Raw genomic sequence first — 20,877 nt, 5'->3', positions numbered from 1 at the left:
GCGCAAACGCCTCGTCACGCTCAACGCCATACCTGCCCGGAAAGCCGATTATCGCGCCGCAGCCACCACGTAATTCCAGTGGCGGTAAGCCCAGCGCGGTTCAATGGAGCGAGCTCACTGCTTCCGGCTGCGGATCAGGGCCATCCGGCCGATCCAGATTGGATGCTCCGACAAGCGACGCACTCCGGTAAAGCCCGCCTCCGTCAGGTATTTCGGCCACGTCCCCGACGTGTGGGACTTGGTTGCCTCCGCGCCATAGAACAGCTGGGTGAGCCGTAAGATCACGTCTTCCCGCGAGGCCTTCGGTTGGTCGATGTCGGCCGCCAAGACGATACCGCCTCGCCGGAGGATCCGCCGAAGCTCCCGCAGATTTTTCGTCTTATCCTCCGGCGCAAGACCATGCAGGTTGAGAACCAGCAGCGCCTTGTCGAAAGAACCTGCGCCGAACGGTGTGCGCCTCGCATCTTCGAACGTCATAGCTTTATAGTTGGACAAATTCATGCTGGATGCGCGCTTGAACGCCTTCGTGATCCGACGTCGGTTGAACTCGACCGCAACAAACTGTGAGTCTGGGAAGCGGTCGGCGCAATACAAGGCGCGCAGAGCACTTCCAGGGCCGCAGTCGAGAATGCGCTCACCGGGCCTCGGGGCGAGGGCTTCCGCCAGGGGCGCGTACCATTTTGGGTCGTCCAGAAGGCAGGCATCGACCAGCATGCGGAATGCACTCGAGAGCCATCGGCTGCGGACTCGCCGGCTCGCCGGCACCTCGGTGTGTATGAGATCGGCTCGACTCTCCGCATCCGAGACGCTTGTCGCGCACTTGCCAGCCTGCATCTTTAGCATCCCCATCGGCAAAGAAAAAAATCGGTGGCGTGAGGCAGACGTCGCGCTGGCTATCCGGCCCCTTACATCGATGAAGAATGGTTCGTGAACGTCACGCGACGTGACGTTGGCGTGCCAGGTTGCGAGCCTGCCTGCCCTTTGGATCGGCTTCCGATCCTCTTTGAGGTTGAAAGCCGCGAGGCGACATGGGCGCCCCTACTCCGCGGCAGGTCGCAGGGGCGGAAAGGCGCGTCCCTCGGCTTCCTTCCTCGCCTGCACGGAAGATTTCGGCAGATCCTTGCCGCCGAAGCGGGCGTAGAGCGCCGGCAGCACGATGAGCGTGAGCAGGGTGGCGCTGATCAGGCCGCCGATGACGACGGTCGCCAGGGGCCGCTGGATCTCCGCCCCAGTCTCGGTGGCCAACGCCATGGGCACGAAGCCGAGTGAGGCCACGAGCGCCGTCATCGCCACCGGTCGCAAGCGGGTCATGGCGCCCTCCAGGATCGCCTCGCGCCGGGGGCGCCCCTCAGCGATGAGTTGCTTGATGAAGGTCAGCATCACGAGGCCGTTCAGCACCGCCACGCCGGAGAGCGCGATGAACCCGACCGCCGCCGGCACCGAGAACGGCATGCCGCGCAGCCACAGCGCCGCGATGCCGCCGGTGAGCGCCAGCGGCACCGCGCTGAACACCAGCAGCGCGTCCCGGGGCGAGCCCAGCGCCGAGTACAGCAGCAGGAAGATCAGGAAGAAGCACACCGGCACGACGACCATCAGACGCTGCCGGGCCGAGGCCAGATTCTCGAACTGACCGCCCCAGGCGATGTAATAGCCCGGGGGCAGCTGGACTTGGCTCGCGACCTTCGCCTGCGCCTCGGCCACGAGCGAACCGATGTCCCGGCCGCGCACGTTGGCGGTGACCACGACACGGCGCTTGCCGTTCTCGCGGCTGATCTGGTTCGGCCCCTCCGTCACCTCGAAGCTCGCCACCTGCTTCAGGAGCACGGAGGCCGAGCGCCCGTTCGGGCCGGGCGGCAGCGCGACGGGCAAGTTCTCCAGCGCCTCGCGATCCTCCCGGACCTTGTCGGTCAGGCGTACGACGATGGGAAAGCGCCGGTCGCCCTCGAACACCACGCCGGCATCCTTGCCGCCGATCGCCGCCCCGATGACCTCCTGGATGGCCCCGGTGCTCAGGCCTAGCCGCGCGGCCTCCGCCTTGTTGATCTTGATCTCCAGGAACGGCAGGCCCTGCGTCTGCTCGACCTTGACGTCCTCGGCTCCCGCCGTCCCCTTCAAGATGGCCGCGATCTGGTTGGCCACCTTGAGCATCGGCTCGAACTCCTCGCCAAACACCTTCACGGCGAGATCGCCGCGGGTGCCGGCCAGAAGCTCGTTGAAGCGCAGCTGGATCGGCTGGGAGAACTCGAACACGTTGCCGGCCAAGGCGCCGGCGGCTTTCTCGATCTGCTCCTGCAGCTCGGTCTTGGACAATTCCGGGTCCGGCCACTCCTCCTGGGGTTTGAGGATCACGAAGGTGTCCGAGGAGTTCTGCGGCATCGGGTCGGAGGCAACCTCGGCGGTACCGGTCTTCGAGAACACGTAGGCCACCTGCGGGAACTTACTCACCGCCTGCTCGATCTTGAGCTGCATCGCCTGGGATTGCGACAGCGAGGTCGAGGGGATCCGCAGCGCGTTCATGGCGATGCTCTTCTCGTCGAGCGTCGGGATGAACTCCGCGCCGAGCCGGGTGAACAACACGCCGGCCCCGGCCAGCAGCAGGAGCGAGCCTAGGATGAACGCCATCGGGGCCCGCACGGCCCCGACCAGGGCCGGGCGATACGCCGCCTTGAACCCCCGGATGATGAGGTTGTCCGTCTCGGTGACCTTGCCGGTGATCACGATGGCGATCATCGCCGGGACGAAGGTCAGCGACAGGATGAAGGCCGAGACCAGCGCGATGATCACGGTCAGCGCCATCGGCTCGAACATCTTGCCCTCGACCCCCGTGAAGGTCAGGAGCGGGACGTAGACCAGGATGATGATCGCCTGCCCGAACAGCGACGGCTTGATCATCTCCTCGGCCGACGCCCGCACCGTCGCGAGCCGCTCCTCGAGTTCCAGCTTGCGGCCGAGTTCGTGCTGTTTTTCCGCCAGGTGCCGGAGCGAGTTCTCCGCGATGATCACCGCCCCGTCGACGATCAGCCCGAAATCGAGGGCGCCGAGGCTCATCAGGTTCGCCGAGATCTTCGCCTCGACCATGCCGGTCATGGTCATCAGCATGGCGACCGGGATGACCAGCGCCGTGATGATGGCGGCCCGGATGTTGCCGAGCAGCAGGAACAGGATGACGATGACGAGCGTCGCGCCCTCGGCGAGGTTCCGGGCCACCGTCTTGATGGTCGCCTCGACCAGCAGCGTGCGGTTGAGCACCGTCTGCACCTCGACCCCGGGCGGCAGCGACTTGCGGATCTCGTTCATCTTGGCATCGACGGCGGCGGCGACGGTGCGGCTGTTCTCGCCGATCAGCATCAACGCGGTGCCGACGACGACCTCGCGGCCGTTCTCGCTGCCCGAGCCGGTCCGTAGATCCCGCCCGATCCGGACCTGAGCTATGTCCTTGATCCGCACCGGCACGCCGCCACGCGTCGTGACGACGACGTTGGCGATCTCGTCCATGCTCTCCAGCCGTCCGGCCGCGCGCACGACGTAGCCCTCGCCGTTGTCCTCCAGGTAGCGGGCGCCCTGGTTGGCGTTGTTGGCCTGGAGTGCGCGGGCGACGTCGCCGAACGAGAGGTCGAGGGCGGTCAGCTTCGCCGGGTCGGGCTGGACGTGGTACTGCTTCTCGTAGCCGCCAATGCCATCGACGCCGGCCACCCCGGGCACGGTCTTGATCTGCAGGCGGATGATCCAGTCCTGGATTGTGCGCAGATAAGCGGACCGCTCCAGCTCGGTCGTGAGGCGCTGCCCCTCCGGGGTCAGGTAGCTGCCGTCGGATTGCCAGCCCGGCTTGCCGTCGAGGACGGGCGCTTTCTCGCCGGCTTTCTTGTAGTTCACTGTCCACATGTAGATCTCGCCCAGGCCAGTCGAGACCGGGCCCATCTGCGGCTCGGCGCCTGGCGGCAGGTCACTCTTGACCTGGTTGAGGCGCTCGGCGACCTGCTGCCGGGCGAAGTAGATGTCGAGCTTCTCGTTGAAGACGGCGGTGACCTGCGAGAAGCCGTTGCGCGAGAGCGAGCGGGTGTATTCGAGCCCCTTGATGCCGGCCAGCGCGGTCTCGACCGGGTAGGTGACCTGCTTCTCGATGTCGACGGGTGAGTAGGAAGGCGCGACCGTGTTGATCTGCACCTGGTTGTTGGTGATGTCCGGCACCGCGTCGATGGGCAGCTTGGTCAGCGAGAACACACCGAAGCCGGCGGCGAGCAGCGACAGCAGCACCACGAGCCAGCGCTGGTGGACCGAGAAGTCGAGGATGCGACTGATCATGGCGAGCGTCCCGTCTCAGTCGTGGTGCTCGGCTTCGCCCTTGCCGAGCTCAGCCTTGAGGAGGAAGGTGTTCTTGACTGCGATCTCCTCGCCCGGCTCCAGGCCGGAGACGACCTCGACCGACTCATCGTCCGATTTGCCGGTCTTGACGTCGCGCCGCTCGAAGCCGTCCGCGTTGCGCACGAAAGCGACTTTCTCGCCGCCCATGCTCTGGAGTGCGTCGCGCGGCACCTTCGCCTTGGCGCTGTCCTGGCCGACCTGGATCTCGGCCGAGACGAAGGTACCCGGCCGCCAGCTGAAATCCTGGTTGGGCAGCGCGGCGATCACGCGGGCCGAGCGGGTCTCTGCGTTCAGGAGCGGGCTGACGAAGATGATTTTGCCCTTCGCCCGCTGGCCCGCATCCTCATCGCGGGGTGCGATCAGAACCTCCGCGCCCTCCTTGACCTTGGCCAGATCCGTGGTCGGCACCGCGAGCTCGACCCAGACCGTCGCGAGGTCCGCGACCGTGTAGAGGTCGGCCGGGTCACCCTCCTTGCCCACCGCCGTGCCGACGTCGACCTTGCGCTCGACGACGCGCCCGGTCAGCGGCGAGCGCAACTCGTAGCGCCGCAGGCTCGATTGGTTCGGGGTGGTCTCGTCCTTCTTGGCCGCTGCCGCAACCTCATCCGCATTGAGGCCGAGCGCCGAGAGTTTCTGGCGGGCAAGGTTGACGCGCAACTGCGTCTCGGAATAGGTCGCGCGGGCCTGTAGGAACGTGGCCTCGGCGGAGATCCGCTTGTCCCAGAGCGCCTGCTGCCGGTCGTAGTTGGTCTTCTGCAACTCGGTGTTGACCAGAGCGGTGAGGTACTCGCTCTTGGCGTCGGCGACCTCGCGGCTGTCGAGGACGGCGACGACCTCGCCCTTCTTCACGGGGTCGCCCAGGCGCTTGAGCATCTCCGCCACGGTTCCCACAACCCGCGCCGGCACACGCGCGATCCGGTCGGTGTCCGGCGTGATCGTGCCGGGCGCCATCAGGTGCCGCGAGAGCGTGCCGCCCTGAACGGGCGCGGTCGTGATCTCCTGCGCGGCAGCCTGCTCCGCCGACATTTTGATCTGCCCCTCGGCGGCGTGATCCTCCGCCTTCTCGCCGGCCGGTTTTTCCGCCCCCGCCTTCGGGGATTGCGCTGGGCCCTCCGGTGGGGGGTCGGTCTTCATCAGGCCGGTCGCCGCCAAAGCCCCCTGGATGACCTGGGACACGCGCGGCACGGCACCGCCGATCGCGACACCGACCGCCAGAACAATCAGAATAAGAAACGCACGCATGGCGCTGACCTCGACCGGGCCTTTGGGCGCCGGCTGCGCAGAGGCGCGGCCGATCACTTCCAAGTTCCCACATGACCTCCAACGCTCAGCCCCTGAAGAAGGCGCAAGCGGCGACAGTCCACCGTAGCGGTGGGACGGGTCAGGCCCGGGGCGGTCTGCGGAGTGGGGAGGCGGCGCGGGAGGCGAGCGGCTCGGTCTGGATCGGATAAGCAATCCGATCAGCTGTCCGGACCGGCTCGAACGCGACCGGCTCGGCCCGCATCACTTGGTGACAGCCGCAGTGGGCATGGAGCAGGATGCCCGCATCCGCCGGGTCGCCCGATCCTGCATGATCGGGAGCCGGATGCGACGCGAGCGTCAGCAGTCCATCGCTCTGAACGGAGCTGGGTGCCGCGGCAGTTTCGGAGCTGATGACGGAGAAGGCGAACACGAAGGCTACCAAGCATGCCACGGCAGTGCGCAGCAGGCGCGCCGGGTCGCTTGTCCAAAGGTGCCGCAGGCTCGTCATCTCAGCCCTGATCTACGATCGACCGCAAGTGAGCACAAGGTCTGCGCCCCTCCGACCGAGGTGAAGCCCGTCATGGACTGGGATCGCCTCGAGCGTCCCCGCGGGGAAGTGACGGATCGGCTGCCCCTTCCCGATCCAGAACGGCGCCCGCCGAACGCGCGGCCGTATCGGTGTTCGGCTCCTCTGGATCGGTTTCGGATCCTCTACCGTTGGTGTCGCCTCCGTCGCGGTGGGCAGCCTGCTTCAGCGGCACGAGGTAGCGCAGCGTCAGGTAGGTGACGAGGCTCAGGATGGCGGCGATGTCGTAAAGGCCGTAGCCCACTGCCGCCCCGAGCGCGCCCGTGGCCCACAGGCTGGCGGCGGTCGCGGTGCCGGAGGCACGCCCGGCATGCTTCAGGATGGCCCCGCCGCCGATGAAGCCAACACCCGTAATCACACCTTCGAGGATGCGGGCCTGGCCCGTCGAGTCCGCACCGAGCACGCGGATCGCGACCAGCACGAAGCCGCAGGCGGCGACCGCGACGAGGGGAAAGGTGCGGATGCCAGCCGAGCGCTCCTCCTGCTCGCGGTCCCACCCGATCGGCGCCGCGAGGGCGTAGGCGATCGCGAGATCCACGAGATGGGATGCCACCTCCCAGAGGCTGAAGGCTGTGAGCTTCATCGGCGTGACGGTTCTTTCTCGATAGCACTACGCGGTGCGCCCCACAGGCGAAGGCAGCCCTCAGCATGATCGCCAATGCGCGAGCCGGCGCGCCTCAAGTGGCGATCTCCTCGATCACCAGCATGCCGAGGAAACCTATGAAGAACATCGCGGTGGTCCAAGGTTGCTCGGGTACGGCATGCGCCTCCACGAGCAGCTCCTCGGTGACGAGATAGAGCAGCGCGACGAGCGCGAACGCGAAGAAGCCGGCGAGATAGGGCCCGGGCAGCGCACCGACCGGCGTGCCCAGGAGCGCACCCAGCGGCAGCAGGAGCGCGAGACCGGCCACCGTACCGACCACCCGTCCCGCAGAGCCGCTCGTTTGCTTCAGCTTGGAGGCGACCGCGATCCCGAGAAACAGTACCTCGAGCGTGAGTGCGCCCGTCAGCAGCAGGCCCTGCTTCGCCCCGGCCGCGAAGCCGATGCCGAGGACCAGGCCGTCGATCAGAATGTCGATCCCGACCGTCGCGATGAGCCCGACCGACCCCTTCGCCTTCTCCCCCAGGCGCTTGACCAGGAGCATCAGGGCGACACCGAGGGCTCCGCCGACGATCACCGCGATCGGGGATTGCTGATGCTTGAGGTCGGGCAGGATCTCGCCCGCGACCGCGGCGAACAGGACGCCCGCGGCGAGATGCTGGACGGCGCTGGTGACCGCCGGGCCAGGCTGACGCACGGCGGCGACGGCGGCCCCCAGTACCGTCGCGAGGGCTGGGATGAGCGTGTAGGCCCAAGCTGACATCGAAGTTCCGTATTCCTGGATTGCGACGGGGACACACCATCGGCGGCGGAGGCCGAGCGGCTCAGGTCCGCTCAGATGTGCAGAGCCTTTTCCTCGGTTCGAAGCGCCGCATCTTCGATCTGGATCGTAACGTGATCGACCTTGAACTCGTCCGCCAGGATCTGCCGTGCGTGACGCAGCACGCGGGCGGCGTCACCCGCCCCAGGCACCACCAAGTGCCCGCTCATCGCGTCGAGACCCGAGGTGATGGTCCAGACGTGAAGGTCGTGCACGCCGGCCACGCCCGGGATCTCGGCCAAGCGGCGCTCCAGCAGCACGACGTCGACCTGGGGCGGGGTGCCCTCCAGCAGGATATGGGTGACCTGGCTGAGCAGGCTCCAGGTGCGCGGCACGATGAACAGGCCGATGCCGGCTCCCACGATCGGGTCGGCCAGCCGCCAGCCCGTGACCATCACGATCACTGCCGCCACGATCACCCCGAGCGAGCCGAGCATGTCGGAGAGCACCTCGAAGTAGGCGCCCTTGACGTTCAGGCTCTCCGACGAGCCGCCGGACAGGAGGCGCATGCTGATCAGGTTGACCACCAGGCCGACGGCCGCCACCGCCAGCATCGGGCCGCCGATGACCTCGGGCGGGTCGACGAAGCGGCGGTACGCCTCGTAGAGGATGTAGATCGTGAGGACGAGGAGCACGACGGCGTTGGCCAGCGCCGAGAGCACCTCCGCGCGCAGGTAGCCGTAGGTCCGTTGCGGCGTCGCGGGCCGCTCGCCGAAGCGGATCGCCAGGAGTGCCAGCGCAAGACCTCCTGCGTCGGTGAGCATGTGGGCAGCATCGGCCAGGAGCGCGAGGCTGCCGGTCAGCAAGCCGCCGACCACCTCGGCGGCCATGTAGGTCAGGGTCAGCCCGAGCGCCCAGATCAGGCGCCCGCGGTGCCGCCCCGCGGCCGAGCCGCCGAGGGTTGCTCCATGATCATGCCCTGCACCCATTCCGGTTCCTCTTTCCTGAGCGGACGATCACAGCGTCCCGGCGACGCGGGCGGTGGAGTAAGAAGATGCGTCGACACCCTGACGCCTCACGGCCCGATGGCCCGCCGCGGCGCCGGCGCTCCTCGGGCAGCGAACCGGCCCAGCCGCCGCTCCTCCAGCGATGAGCCAGGCCTGCGGGGCAGGGACGTGCGCTCACGCCGCCGCGGGCTCGAGAGCCTCGCTCGGCTGCGCCGTGTCGCCCCCGCCCGACGTGCCGCCGGAACCGAAGAACCCGAGCAGGCGCAGCGCGTTCGCGGTGACGATCACGGTAGCCCCCGTATCGGCCAGGATGGCGATCCACAAGCCCGTCAGCCCGAGCACGCTCGTGACCAGGAACACCGCCTTCAGCCCCAGCGCGACGGCGATGTTCTGGCGGATGTTGGCCATGGCGGCCCGCGCCAAGCGGATCATCTCCACGACGTCGTAGGTGTGGCTCCTCAGGAGCGCGCCGTCGGCGGTCTCCAGGGCGACGTCGGTGCCCGAACCCATGGCGATCCCCACGCTCGCCGCCGCCAGCGCCGGTGCATCGTTGATACCGTCGCCCACCATCATGACCCCGCCCCCCACCCCGAGCGCCCGGATCACCGCCACCTTGTCGTCGGGCATCTGCTCGGCGCGGAACTCCAGACCGAGCGCACCCGCGATCGCCGCACCGGTGCGCGCGTTGTCGCCCGTGAGCATGATCGGACGGATGCCGAGATCTTGTAGGGCTGCGAGAGCCGACTTCGCGTCGGGACGCGGCTCGTCGCGCAGGGCGATCAGCCCCACCAAACGGCCGCCCACCACGAGCGCCGTGACGGTCTTGCCCTCCGCTTCGAGCGCGGCGCTCCGCTCGCTCGCCCCGGCCGGCCAGGTCGTACCGCCTTCGGCAAAGCGCGGAGCACCGAGAAAGATCTCCTGCCCGTCGAGCGAGCCGGTCACGCCCTGACCCGGAACGGCCCTGACCCCGTCGGCGGGCTGGATCCGGCAGCCCGTCGTCCTGGCCCACTCCACGATCGCGACGGCGAGTGGATGGTTCGATCCGGTCTCGACGGCCGCAGCCAGCCGCAGCATCTCAGCCTCGCTGCCGGAATAGACCGCGACGTCCGTCACCCGCGGCGCTCCCTCGGTCAGCGTGCCCGTCTTGTCGAAGGCGATGATCTGCGTCTTCGCCGCCGCCTCGATCACGGCTCCGCCCTTCATCAGCAAGCCGCGGCGCGCCCCGGCCGACAGGGCCGATGCGATCGAGGCCGGCACCGAGATCACGAGCGCGCACGGGCAGCCGATCAGCAGGAGCGCGAGCCCGCGATAGACCCAGGTCGACCAAAGCCCCCCGAACAGGAGCGGCGGCATCAGAACGACGAGGAGGGCGAGGCCGACGATGAGCGGCATGTACCAGCGCGAGAAGCGGTCGATGAAGCGCTCCGTCGGCGCGCGCGCCTCCTGCGCCTCCTCGACGAGGCGGATGATGCGCGCGATCGTGTTGTCCTCGGCGGCCTTGGCGACGCGCACCCGGAGTGCCGCCTCGCGGTTGATCGAGCCCGCGAAGACGCCGTCCCCCGCCCCTTTGGTGCTCGGGAAGGATTCCCCCGTCACAGGAGACTCATCGATGCCGGACGTGCCGGAGAGGATGACGCCGTCGGCCGGGATGCGATCGCCCGGTCGCACCAGCACTGTCTGGCCGATCGCGAGCGACGCGGCCGGCACGTCTCGGGCGATGCCGTTCTCCTCGACCAACGCTGTCTTCGGGACGAGTTCGCCGAGCGCCCGGATGCCGGCGCGGGCTCGGTCGGCCGCCACGCCCTCCAGCACCTCGCCGACCGCGAACAGGAACACGACAAGGGCGCCTTCCTCCGCGGCGCCGATGAACAGGGCGCCGGCAGCGGCGATCGACATCAGCATCTCGATCGTGAACGGCATGCCGGCGCGCGTGGCCGCGATGGCGCGCTGGGCGACGGGCGCGACTCCGACCAGCGTCGCGCCCACGAATGCCCAGAAGGCCAGCGCGGGAACGCTGAGCTTGATCATCCAGGCCAGGGCGAGCATGGCGCCGGTGAACAGGACCAGACGGCCCTTGCTGGCCTGCCACCAAGGCCTGCCGGCGTTCTCGCCATGTGCGTGCCCCTGCTTTGCGAGAACGCCGTCATGCTGGTGTGCCGTCGTCAGGGGTGCCTGCGCGTCCTGGTCACAGCCCGGGTCACCACAGCCGTGTGCTGCGTTCGCATCGTGGCGGCCGAGCAGCTCGTGTTCGGGACCGGAAGTGAGGGATGGCGGCAATTTGCGCGTGAGCGTGTAGCCGAGGCCGGCCACGCGTTTCTCGACGGTCGCTGAGGAGATCTGGGTCTGATCGATCGTGGCGGTCAGGGTCTCGGTGATCGTCGAAGCCCTGACGTCGCTGACGCCCGGCAACCTGGCCAACGCCGTTTGGATCTTGCCGACGCAGCTGGCGCAATCCATCCCCTCGACCTTCCAGGTGAAGGTCGTACCGTTCTTGCGCGCGGCGTCCGCACTGTGTCCCGTCATGAGATCCTCCTGCTCCCCGGCAGCCTAGAACCTCTAGCCGCTAGAGGAGCAAGGAGCGGTCGGTCTCAGCCTTGGCTCTGCCACTGCGCCATGACCTCTTGGCTCGACCTGCTGAGGTGTACATGCGCGTCGACGCGCTCGACCCAGGCGAGCGGGATGAGGTGATGCGCGCCTTGCGCGGCCGGATCGTTCCGGGTCAGCTTGATCTGATCGGATCCCTGCATGTGATCGACGGTGCCGACATGGTGCCCATCGGACGCCTTGACCTCCATCTGCTCTTTGATCTGGCTTGCATCGATCATGACGTATCTCCTCGACCTGAGACGGCCGACACATGGTGTGACGGGAGACGCTCGACGAGCGCCTCGCGTTCGGCGGCCATCTTCCGGCAGCGCTCGGCGCAAGTCCGGCACCGTTCGAGGCCGTTGAGAACACCGTCTCGCCCTGGAACCGGGGCTAGCGACGAGAGAACCAGCGCTGCAAGGAATGGTTGCGCACGGTCGTCCTCGAGCCCAACATCGATGATCTCGGGGTATTCCCGCGGGGGTCTGGTGCTCGGTCCGGAAGCGCCGATCGAGATCGCAATCCATGGTTCAGTCACGCGCCAGCGACGACGTGCAGGGACGTCGCAGATCAACGGAGGGAGAGACGACGATGAGACGCAGCGCCCTGTCGGCCCTGCTCTGGCTCGGCTGCCTGCACGGAGCCCATGCTCAGGAAGCCCCGTTTGGCCTGTCCTGGGGACCCGTCGACACGGTGCCGAAGCCCTCCATGGTCGACCGTGAAGCGAACATCACCGCGCTGACCTACTTCCACGACCGTCCGCTGGCCGCGGGCATCGATACGGACGAGGTCATCCTGGAAGTCTGCCGGGACGAGGGCCTGCAGCAGGTCATCTGGCTCAGCCGTCCGCTCTCGGAGGCCGAACTGCCGTCGCGCTACGAGGCCATCTACCGGGAGGGCGTGCGGCGGTATGGTCAGCCGCAAACCATGCCGGGTGCCGAGACTGTGTCGTGGCCGTCCGGACGCGCGCTCCTGGCCGTCAGGAAGGCCGTTCCCGGCGAGCGGCGCTTGACCATGCTGGCCAGGGGCGACCGCTACGAGTCGTGCTCGGTCGCCCACCAGGGGGCCACAGGCCACCCGGCCTCCCGGCACGCGTCGGACCTGATCCTCGGGCAGACCCCGTGAAGCAGGTCGCGATCATCTGCACCGGGCCCACGAGGGTGGTCGACCCGCAAACCGCCGAGATGATCGGGCTCGGCGCGACGCCATATGCGGCCTTGATCGGACAATCGCTACCTCGGCGGCCGGGCATGCCGATGCGGCGTGAGCCCGGGGCTTGATGAGCGGTGCGTCGCGGCGGGCCTCGTCAGCGGACGACGACCGGGCGACCTGCGCGCCCCGTCCTCCTCTCGCGAGCAAGCCGCTTCACCGCAAACCTGTCCCGCCGGGATCATCTCGAACGGGACCATGGACGCCACGCACGCCCTCCAGCGCAGGCTTCGAGGCCGGGGGTAGGGCACGTGCCGGTCACCCCGCGCCAGCCGTACTGCGCAGCCGAGAAGCTCACAAGTGGCATCGAACCGTCATCGGCCGTCGATAAACAGGCGCGCCCGGAGATCGCCGCCTGTTTCGGCGGTGATGCGCCCCTAACCGAACCCGCGGCATTCGGGGAACGATCGATCGCGCGCACAACCCCACAATGCGTTTCGAAAGCCGCCCCACCTCACCCGCACGCGGGTTCGCAGTCGTGATCACGGCCGATGGGAAGAGCGGCATGGCTGCCGTCGCTGCGAGCAACCCACACGCCATGCCGCCTGAATTCTGGAAGTTCGGCCTCTCACCATCCCGCTCCATAGGCGTGACGAGGGGCGTGAGGGCGGTGTCTACCTCGGTGGTACGCGTGGCTATCTCAGCGGCCGGGGTCGTCAGCTCAACCCGAACCCGGCGGCAGGCTTGCACGAAGCCGCTCGTCCATGGTTAGCAGCGCGGCCAAGTTTGGGTGGATGCCGCATCGTGTCCCGGTCACCGCATCGCTGGTGCGGGTTCGGTTCATGCATGTGGAGGCGGCACGATGAGCCGGTGGAGACAGGCCGCAGGACGCCTCCGCGCGGGTGCAGGGATTGGTGCAGGGGTTGCGACGTTGCTCGCTGGCCTGTCCACCGGCGCCCACGGGGCCGATCGCGCCACGCCGACGCCACACGACGCGACACACCTGCCCTCCTTCGGTACCTGGGCGGGCGGCTATATCGGATGGCAGGGCAGCGCCGGTGACGCCTTCGGCGGCTTCGGCTTCGGTTCCGGCATGATCAGCCGCCGTTCAGTGCCGGAATTCCGCACCGGGGATGCCACGGGCCGCAATGATGCCGGCCGCGATGCGACCACCGCACTCGGCGGCCTGTTCGGCGGGTACGCCTGGCAGATCGGCCCGTTCGTGTATGGCGTTGAAGCCGACGTTGACGCCACGAACCTGAAGCGGCCCGTGTCCTCGACCACGCCTGGGTTCGGCTTCGAGGGGCTGGATCCCGCCTTCCCCGTGATCCGGGCCAAGGCCGACGTGTTCGGGACAGCCCGAGCCCGCGTCGGCTACGCGTTCGAGCGCTATCTCGTCTATGCCAGCTTCGGGCTTGCGGGCGCTCAGGTCCGGTTTCTCACCAACTTCCTTGATCCGGGGACGACGTCAGCCCCGGCCCTTCGGCGGGGCCGCGCCTTCCTCGGGTTCTCGCTCGGTGCCGGCATCGAGTATGCCATCACCGAGAACCTCGCGCTGGGACTGGAATACCGCTACCTCGACCTCGGCCGGAGCGGACGGCTCGATCTCGGCACCGTTCCGGGCGTCACCGGCGGCCCCTTCTCCGCGCGGGCCTCCTTCACCTCCAACCAAGTCCTCGCGCGCCTGTCCTGGTATCCGGGTGGTCTCGTCTTGCCGCCCGAGCCCGGCGAGGTAGCCCCCCACGATCCCGATACGGCGATCAGCGACCGCGTCTCGCTGCACGGCCAGACGACCTTCGTGGACCAGGGCGTGTCCGGCTTCCGCTCGCCCTATCTCGGGCCGCAGAGCCTCGTGCCGCGCCAGGCACGCGCCACGCTGACGGCGACCGCCTTCCTCGGTTTCAAGCTCACGGACAGCACCGAACTCTACTACAACCCCGAATTCGACCAGGGCTTCGGCCTGAGCCGGACGCTCGGCGTCGCCGGCTTCGTCAACGGCGAGGCGCAGAAGGCCGGCGCGCCCTTCCCGAAATTCCGCTCGCAACGCTACTTCGTCCGCCAGACCTTCGGCCTCGGCGGCGAGACCGAGGATGTGCCGGACGGCCCGAACCAGGTCGCGACGCGTCGCGACATCGAGCGGATCACGATCGTGGCCGGCAAGTTCGCGCTCGGCGACTTCTTCGACGGCAACACCTACGCGCACGATCCCCGCGTCGATTTCCTGAACTGGTCCCTCTGGGCGTCCGGGGCCTATGACTTCCCCGCGAACCTGCCCGGGTTCACCCAAGGCGTGATGGTCGAGTACAACCGCAAGGCGTTCGCGATCCGGGCGGCCTACACACAGGTGCCGAAAGAACCGAGCAGCAACGTTCTCGACCCGCGCATCGCCCGGAAGGGAGGCCTTACGGTCGAGCTGGAGGAGCGCCACGTGCTCCCGGGGCTCGACCAGCCCGGCAAGATCCGCCTCGGCCTGTTCACCAACGTCGCCCGCACGGCGAACTATCGCGAGGTGGTCGACCTCACTCAAGGGGGCTTCTTCGCCGACATCAACGATGCGGCCGCGGCCACCCGACGCGACCGGCGCAAGAGCGGGCTCTACCTCAACCTCGAACAGGCGGTGACATCGCAATTCGGGGTGTTCGCGCGGGCCAGCCTGAACGACGGACGCAACGAGAGCCTCTCCTTCGCCGACATCGACCGCAGTGTCTCCGGCGGTGTCTCGCTGAAGGGCGGCGCCTGGGGCCGGCCCGACGACACGGTCGGCCTCGGCGCTGCCCTCAACAACCTGTCCCGCTCGCACCGGGATTTCTTCGCCAACGGCGGCCTCGGTCTGGTGATCGGCGATGGCCGCTTGAGCTACCGCGCCGAGCGCGCGGCCGAGGCTTACTACGCGCTGAGCCTCACGAAGGCCGTGACAGTCTCCGCCGATTACCAGCTCGTGGCGAACCCGGCCTACAATCGCGACCGTGGCCCGGCACACTTTTTCGCAGCCCGCCTCCACACGGACTTCTGACGGTCGATCGGCGCCTCGCCGTTGACCATGATCGCCGGCACGGCAACGCCTATGCCTTCCTGAGCTGTGCGGCCTGTCCGGTCAAACAGGGTGCAGTTCACATCGCTTGACCGAGGTTGCGACACGGCCGGACACCAGGCCGCTGGAAGAAAATTGTATCCGCCTCGACGCGAACGCGGCCCATTCAGTCCCGACCCAGCTTGACTTCGCGGGACGATAAAATTGGGCCAATTCTCATCTATGAGCCTGCTTATCGCTATTATTCAGTTATCGAAATCAGCTGAAACTCTGGAAATTTTGCGAAAATATCCATATCACAAGCTCCACATATAAAAATTTTCTTGGAGCGTTCGTCGATCACCGTTAGGCGATCCTTGTCTATTCTGAAATCTGTTTTATTTAATAGCCGTCTTACGAAATCGTGAATGTTTTCTGGAGTGCTTACGAAGTACACATTGTCTTTGAAAGCAATTTGGAATTTGCCGCGCCCGCGACCTAGCTCATCGATGAATTTGCTATAGATTAGCTGATATGAAGCTTCGTTGTCGCTTGCTATATCGAATTTGACCGTCATGACAGTCATGCCCGCTCCTTGAGTTGCCGCCTCTGAAAAATTGACGGTCGCGATAAGACCCAATCCAAGTCGGTCTCCCCTCTCATCACAAGCAAATCCGGCCTTTGCAGCTGTCGACGGCGGACTGACGCGCTGAGCGTACGCTGTTGGGGCTTCTCTCCCGGCCTGTCCCCTGGAAAGTGGTTCATCGCCAAGTCTGGTGGTTCAGGATCAATCACTGCGAGGAGAAGGCGGCGCAGTCGGTCGGGCTTGGCGCGGCCGTATATGGAGCGCTTCAATAGCTTGAGGCGATTGACTCGCCCCTCGGCCTGCCCGCTGCTCAGGGCAACCTAAGGCCAGCGTGGACCGCAATCCCGTCCTGCCGGAGGCTAGTGGCGAAGCTCTCGACCACGCTTCACCCCGCACGTGCGAGCGTCGCCTCGTCCGCCCCCGGTTGCTTGAGACCACCCGTTGGCGGACGGTCTCCCAACAGGGGTGATGACGACGAACACGGGAGCGGTTGTAGACGCGGTTGACCCCGGTCGCGGTGGGCGCATGTCCCAGCAGCGCAAGCGGGATGCCGTGCTGCGGCTGCTGCGCGCCGAGGACTTCGTGGCGGTGGACCCAGAGCCGGACCGTCTCGCCACTATCGCGCACGATCGCGGCGACCTCGTCCACCGTTACCCCCTTTGCCGCGTGCGTGGTCATGGCGTAGTTGTGCTGCAGCCGCGGCACCCGCGGCTCCACCCTTTGTCGGAACGCGACGCGGGAGGGACAGGGCGGTTCGCAACCGCGGCTCTCCCGTGCAATGATGGAGCGAAATCCGGCTTGGTAGCACCGTACGCCGTGCGAGATCACAGATGCCGACCATCAACCACGCCTTCGTCGCCGATCTCATCATGCTCGCTCCGGTCGCACTCGGAGCACAGGGCGCGCGCGCTCAACCGCTGGGGGCCTACGAGGCTGCGAACGGCTTCCGTGGCTCGGATGTCGCCTCCGTGATCACCCGCATCGTCGAGCGTCAGCTGCTGGCAATCCCGGGTGTGCGCTCCGTTCATGACCTGCACGTGCGCTCGATCACCTCCGGCATCGACGCCATGAGCGCGCACGTCGTCGTGACCGACATGGCCGAGGCCGCGCGCATCCGCAAGGCGGTGCAGCGGGTCATGGCGGCCGAGTTCGACACGCGCCACGTCACCGTGCAGGTCGAGAACGAGGTTCTGCAGGAAGAGGAAAAGCTGCGAAAGACCTGAGCGCGTGCGAGAGGCACCGGCCGTGCCGTCCCGGATCGAGGATTACGCCCTGATCGGCGACTGCGAGGCGGCCGCGCTCATCGGGCGCGACGGCTCGATCGACTGGCTGTGCTGGCCGCGGTTCGACGCGCCAGCGTGCTTTGCGGCCCTGCTTGGCTCACCCGAGAACGGCCGCTGGCAGATCGCCCCCGCCGCCCCAGGGTTCCGCGTGTCGCGCCGCTACCGCGAAGGCACTCTGATCCTCGAGACGGAGTTCGAGACGGCCGAGGGCGCCGTCACCCTGATTGACTTCATGCCCCCGCGCAGTGCTGCTCCGGACCTGGTGCGCATCGTCGTTGGCCGGCGAGGCCGCACGACCTTGCAAACCGACCTTGTCCTCCGCTTCGGCTACGGCGCGAACGTGCCATGGGTGAGCCGCCTGGAGGGCGGTCTGCTGCGAGCCATCGCCGGACCCGACATGCTGGTGCTGAAGACCGGCGTGCCGCTGCACGGTGAGGACTTGAGAACCGTCGGAGCGTTCACGCTCGGCGAGGCGGAGACCGCAACGTTCGTCCTCAGCTACGGCCCGTCGCATCAGCCGCCGCCCGTGTCGGTCGATCCGTTCCGCGCGCTCGCCGAGACCGAGGCGTTCTGGCGTACCTGGTCGAGCCGGTGCACCTACCAGGGCCGCTGGTCCGAGGCCGTGGGCCGCTCACTCATCACGCTGAAGGCGCTCACCTATGCGCCGACCGGGGGCCTCGTTGCTGCCCCCACCACCTCCCTGCCGGAGAGGATCGGCGGCGCGCGCAATTGGGACTATCGCTACTGCTGGCTGAGAGACGCGACCCTCACACTGCTGGCGCTGATGAACGCCGGCTACTACGACGAGGCCCGGGCCTGGCGCGAGTGGCTCCTGCGGGCGGTGGCCGGCAGCCCGGCCCAGCTCCAGATCATGTATGGCCTCGCCGGCGAGCGCCACCTGCGCGAATGGGAGGCGGGATGGCTGCCAGGCTACGAGGGCTCGCGTCCTGTCCGGGTCGGGAACGCCGCCGCCACACAGCTTCAGCTCGACGTCTTCGGTGAGGTCATGGACGCGCTGCACCAGGCCCGGCACGGGGGGCTGGCCGAGAACCCGGAAGCCTGGGCCCTGCAGAAGGCGCTAGCCGAGCATCTTGAGACCGTCTGGGACCAGCCGGACGAGGGCATCTGGGAGGTGCGCGGCGGGCGCAAGCACTTCGTCCACTCGAAGGTGATGGCTTGGGTCGCGCTCGACCGGATGGTGAAAACCGCAGCCGAGTTCGGCTGGGACGGGCCGGTCGCGCGCTGGCGGGCGCTGCGGGCGCGGATACACACCGATGTGTGCCGGCAGGGCTTCAACCCTGAGGTAGGCGCTTTCGTGCAGTCCTACGGCTCCAGAACCATGGACGCGAGCCTGCTGCTGCTGCCCTTAGTCGGCTTTCTGCCTGCAAGCGATCCGCGCATCCGCGCGACGGTCAGCGCCATCGAGCGAGACCTCTTGGTCGACGGGTTCGTCCTGCGCTACCGCACCGAGGAAACTCAGGACGGGTTGCCGCCCGGCGAAGGAGCCTTCCTACCCTGCAGCTTCTGGCTTGCCGACAATTGGATGCAGCAGGGCCGGCGCGAGGAGGCGCAGGCTCTCTTCGAGCGCCTGCTTGGGCTCCGCAACGATGTCGGGCTCCTCGCTGAGGAATACGATCCGCGAGCCAAGCGCCAGCTCGGCAACTTTCCGCAGGCCTTCTCGCATCTGGCCCTGATCGGCACGGCGCTCAATCTCTCACCGGCCAAAGCCAAGCCCCTCGCGCAACGGTCGTCCGGTCGCTGTGCCCCCTGAAACCGACCCCACGCCCGTCTGCTGCCGAGCGCCCGCTTCCCTGCCGGTTCCGAGCGAGACGGCGCACACCGAGTGTTCCGCGTTGGAGGCGCTTCGGTGTGCGGGGCCGCGCGAACCGGCGACCACGTCCGGATGACGGTCTTCAGTAGCGTGGGCCGCCCGAGGTGTTTCCCTTCTGCTGCTGGTACCCGGGGCGGGAGGGGTTGCGCGCATTGGGGTCACCCATGCCGCGCGGCTGCACCCGGCGTCCGCGCGGCATCCGGCGATGCATCGTCTCGCCTCGGGTCATGCGCACGAGTGAGAGCTCCAGGTTCAGGCCAGCGCCTAGCACCGGTGTGCCCGGGGCCGCCAGGGCGGACCCATACAGGGCGAAGCTCCCGAGGAGGGCGGCTGCCGTGCATGCGAGGACGCGTGATCTCACGGGAAAAATCCTTGTCAAGGGGGCTACCATACAGCTGCGGACGGGATAACGGCCGTGGAGATCGTGTCGTTCCTCCGCCTGCCGGCGCTCCTACGGTGCGAGCGAACGAGAGATCTCCGCGCTGCAGCGGGCCGGCCCGTTCAGGGAGCAGCCGAGCCAGCCCCGCCGGCGGAAGATCCCGACTGCGGCATGCCTCGTGTGCCATCCTGCGCGATATCCGCTTTGGCCGCAGGACGGACACCGACGCACAGGTTCTGGCTGAGGCGTTGCAGATGATCTGACGCGATCCGGGTACCGGGCTTCAATCCGCTCACGATCTCGGTCTGATCGCCGTAGCTTCCACCCGTCTCGACGGGCCGCATGCTGATGCGGCAATCGGCGCCGATGCTCCAGACGATGCGCTGGTCGAGTTGCGCCGACAGGGCGCGGGTCGGCACCAGGAGGCGCTCCTTGCGGCCGACCTGCAGACGCGTCCGGATGAACTCGCCGGGCAGGTAGAGGCCATCCGCGTTGGCGAGCTTGGCCCGGATCAGACGCCGGGCCGTCGCGGGATCGAAGCGGTTGTCGAGCTTGTAGACCTTGGCTTCCCGTCCCGGCTCGTCGTCGTCGCCCAGCACGGTCAGAGCGGCGCCACCACCCTGCATGGCGGCTCGCACGGCCTTCGAGTCGTCAGTCGAGAGCGCGACCTGCACGTCGATCGGGTCGATCTGCACGACGCTGACGAGGTTCGTCGCGTTCGCCGTGACAAGGTCGCCTATGTTGATCCCCGAGAGGCTGGCACGGCCATCGAAGGGCGCCTTGATCACGGCGTAATCGAGGTCGAGCTGCGCGCGGGCAATCGCGGCCTCGGCCGCCTGAACCTGGCTCTTGGCCGAGGTCCGGTTGCTCTCGAGCTGCTGCAGGCGCTGCTGGGTGGCGTAGCCCTTGTCGGCCAGCGTGTCGGTTCGTTGCACCTCCGCTTCGGCGAACTCCAGCGCGGCCTTGGCCCGCTCGCTCTGGGCCTTGGCGTCTTTCAGTGCCACCTCGAAGGGCCGGGGGTCGATCCGGAACAGCACCTGGTCCTTCTTGACCGTACCACCGGGCTCGAAGGGCCGCTCGATGATGGCGCCCGTCACGCGTGGCTGCAGCGCCGCGTCCTGCGGCGAGACGATCACCCCAGTGTAGTCGAAGCTGATCGGCACGGTCGCCATCTTCGCCTCGACCACGCCGACAGCGAACTCTGGTTCGCCCGGGCCTTTCTGGTCTGCTTCTGCCCCCGAGGGGGGGGCTGCTGCGAGGCGTCCTGCGAGAGAAGCCGGCAATGCCTTCAGCACGGCCGCGGGCAGCGGATGGCCCATCGCAGCCCAGGCGCCGATGCCGACCAGGATCAGAGCGAGGCCGGCCAATCCATAACGAAGCCGCGTGCGCACGCGTCAGCCCTCCGAGCCAGGAGCGAACAAATCCAAGAGCGAACAAGTCCGTGAGACGGGCACCGTCAGGTGCCCTGGCGCGGGGGGAACTCGCCCGAGCACGA

General features: G+C 67.6%; 14 protein-coding genes and 1 pseudogene. 4 read left to right on the top strand and 11 right to left on the bottom strand.

All coding sequences use genetic code 11. The features are described 5' to 3' along the window. Positions 1 to 114 precede the first annotated feature (114 nt). The 8 genes from MTDSW087_RS17005 to MTDSW087_RS16970 all read right to left on the bottom strand — a co-directional run bounded on the left by MTDSW087_RS17005 (position 115) and on the right by MTDSW087_RS16970 (position 11,383). A complete protein-coding gene (locus MTDSW087_RS17005; RefSeq protein WP_163006281.1) occupies positions 115 to 714 on the bottom strand; it encodes a class I SAM-dependent methyltransferase in 600 nt (199 codons plus the stop codon). Between the two features lie 324 nt (positions 715 to 1,038). Continuing rightward, entirely contained in the window at positions 1,039 to 4,302 is a 3,264-nt protein-coding gene (locus MTDSW087_RS17000; RefSeq protein WP_053608599.1) for an efflux RND transporter permease subunit, read from the bottom strand. A gap of 15 nt (positions 4,303 to 4,317) precedes the next feature. Continuing rightward, the gene (locus MTDSW087_RS16995; RefSeq protein WP_053608600.1) at positions 4,318 to 5,604 is read right to left on the bottom strand and encodes an efflux RND transporter periplasmic adaptor subunit; all 1,287 of its coding nucleotides are present in this window, start codon (positions 5,602 to 5,604) and stop codon (positions 4,318 to 4,320) included. A 578-nt stretch (positions 5,605 to 6,182) separates the two neighbouring features. Next, the gene (locus MTDSW087_RS16990) at positions 6,183 to 6,773 is read right to left on the bottom strand and encodes an MgtC/SapB family protein (protein WP_083461061.1); all 591 of its coding nucleotides are present in this window, start codon (positions 6,771 to 6,773) and stop codon (positions 6,183 to 6,185) included. A gap of 94 nt (positions 6,774 to 6,867) precedes the next feature. After that, positions 6,868 to 7,554, bottom strand: coding sequence for a ZIP family metal transporter (locus MTDSW087_RS16985; protein WP_053622017.1), 687 nt, complete (start codon positions 7,552 to 7,554; stop codon positions 6,868 to 6,870). Between the two features lie 71 nt (positions 7,555 to 7,625). Continuing rightward, positions 7,626 to 8,540 carry a cation diffusion facilitator family transporter gene (locus MTDSW087_RS16980; protein ID WP_053622018.1) on the bottom strand — a complete coding sequence of 305 codons (915 nt, stop codon included), beginning with the start codon at positions 8,538 to 8,540 and terminating at the stop codon, positions 7,626 to 7,628. Between the two features lie 192 nt (positions 8,541 to 8,732). Beyond that, positions 8,733 to 11,081 carry a heavy metal translocating P-type ATPase gene (locus MTDSW087_RS16975; protein ID WP_053622019.1) on the bottom strand — a complete coding sequence of 783 codons (2,349 nt, stop codon included), beginning with the start codon at positions 11,079 to 11,081 and terminating at the stop codon, positions 8,733 to 8,735. 65 nt (positions 11,082 to 11,146) lie between these two features. Then, the gene (locus MTDSW087_RS16970; RefSeq protein WP_053608419.1) at positions 11,147 to 11,383 is read right to left on the bottom strand and encodes a DUF2171 domain-containing protein; all 237 of its coding nucleotides are present in this window, start codon (positions 11,381 to 11,383) and stop codon (positions 11,147 to 11,149) included. A gap of 352 nt (positions 11,384 to 11,735) precedes the next feature. On the opposite strand from MTDSW087_RS16970, the gene MTDSW087_RS16965 reads away from it, so the two are divergent. Both MTDSW087_RS16965 and MTDSW087_RS16960 read left to right on the top strand, forming a co-directional pair. Beyond that, a complete protein-coding gene (locus MTDSW087_RS16965; protein ID WP_053608418.1) occupies positions 11,736 to 12,269 on the top strand; it encodes a hypothetical protein in 534 nt (177 codons plus the stop codon). 886 nt (positions 12,270 to 13,155) lie between these two features. Next, positions 13,156 to 15,306 carry a carbohydrate porin gene (locus MTDSW087_RS16960; RefSeq protein ID WP_053608417.1) on the top strand — a complete coding sequence of 717 codons (2,151 nt, stop codon included), beginning with the start codon at positions 13,156 to 13,158 and terminating at the stop codon, positions 15,304 to 15,306. A 259-nt stretch (positions 15,307 to 15,565) separates the two neighbouring features. Here MTDSW087_RS16960 and MTDSW087_RS16955 read toward each other — a convergent pair whose 3' ends face one another. Then, positions 15,566 to 15,943, bottom strand: coding sequence for a hypothetical protein (locus MTDSW087_RS16955; RefSeq protein ID WP_163006264.1), 378 nt, complete (start codon positions 15,941 to 15,943; stop codon positions 15,566 to 15,568). A gap of 158 nt (positions 15,944 to 16,101) precedes the next feature. Continuing rightward, positions 16,102 to 16,299 (bottom strand): annotated as a pseudogene (locus tag MTDSW087_RS16950) (ISL3 family transposase); the annotation flags it as partial. A gap of 420 nt (positions 16,300 to 16,719) precedes the next feature. Here MTDSW087_RS16950 and MTDSW087_RS30215 point away from each other — a divergent pair. Both MTDSW087_RS30215 and MTDSW087_RS16935 read left to right on the top strand, forming a co-directional pair. Continuing rightward, positions 16,720 to 17,112: a cation transporter dimerization domain-containing protein gene (locus tag MTDSW087_RS30215; RefSeq protein WP_053622092.1), complete on the top strand. Its 393-nt coding sequence runs from the start codon at positions 16,720 to 16,722 to the stop codon at positions 17,110 to 17,112. 22 nt (positions 17,113 to 17,134) lie between these two features. Further along, entirely contained in the window at positions 17,135 to 18,943 is a 1,809-nt protein-coding gene (locus MTDSW087_RS16935) for a glycoside hydrolase family 15 protein (protein WP_144765872.1), read from the top strand. 561 nt (positions 18,944 to 19,504) lie between these two features. On the opposite strand, the gene MTDSW087_RS16925 is transcribed toward MTDSW087_RS16935, so the two are convergent. Next, entirely contained in the window at positions 19,505 to 20,773 is a 1,269-nt protein-coding gene (locus MTDSW087_RS16925; RefSeq protein ID WP_238178967.1) for an efflux RND transporter periplasmic adaptor subunit, read from the bottom strand. Positions 20,774 to 20,877: the final 104 nt, after the last annotated feature.

This window comes from Methylobacterium dankookense (assembly GCF_902141855.1).
Taxonomy (GTDB): domain Bacteria; phylum Pseudomonadota; class Alphaproteobacteria; order Rhizobiales; family Beijerinckiaceae; genus Methylobacterium; species Methylobacterium dankookense.
This window is presented reverse-complemented; position numbering and strand designations above follow the sequence as displayed.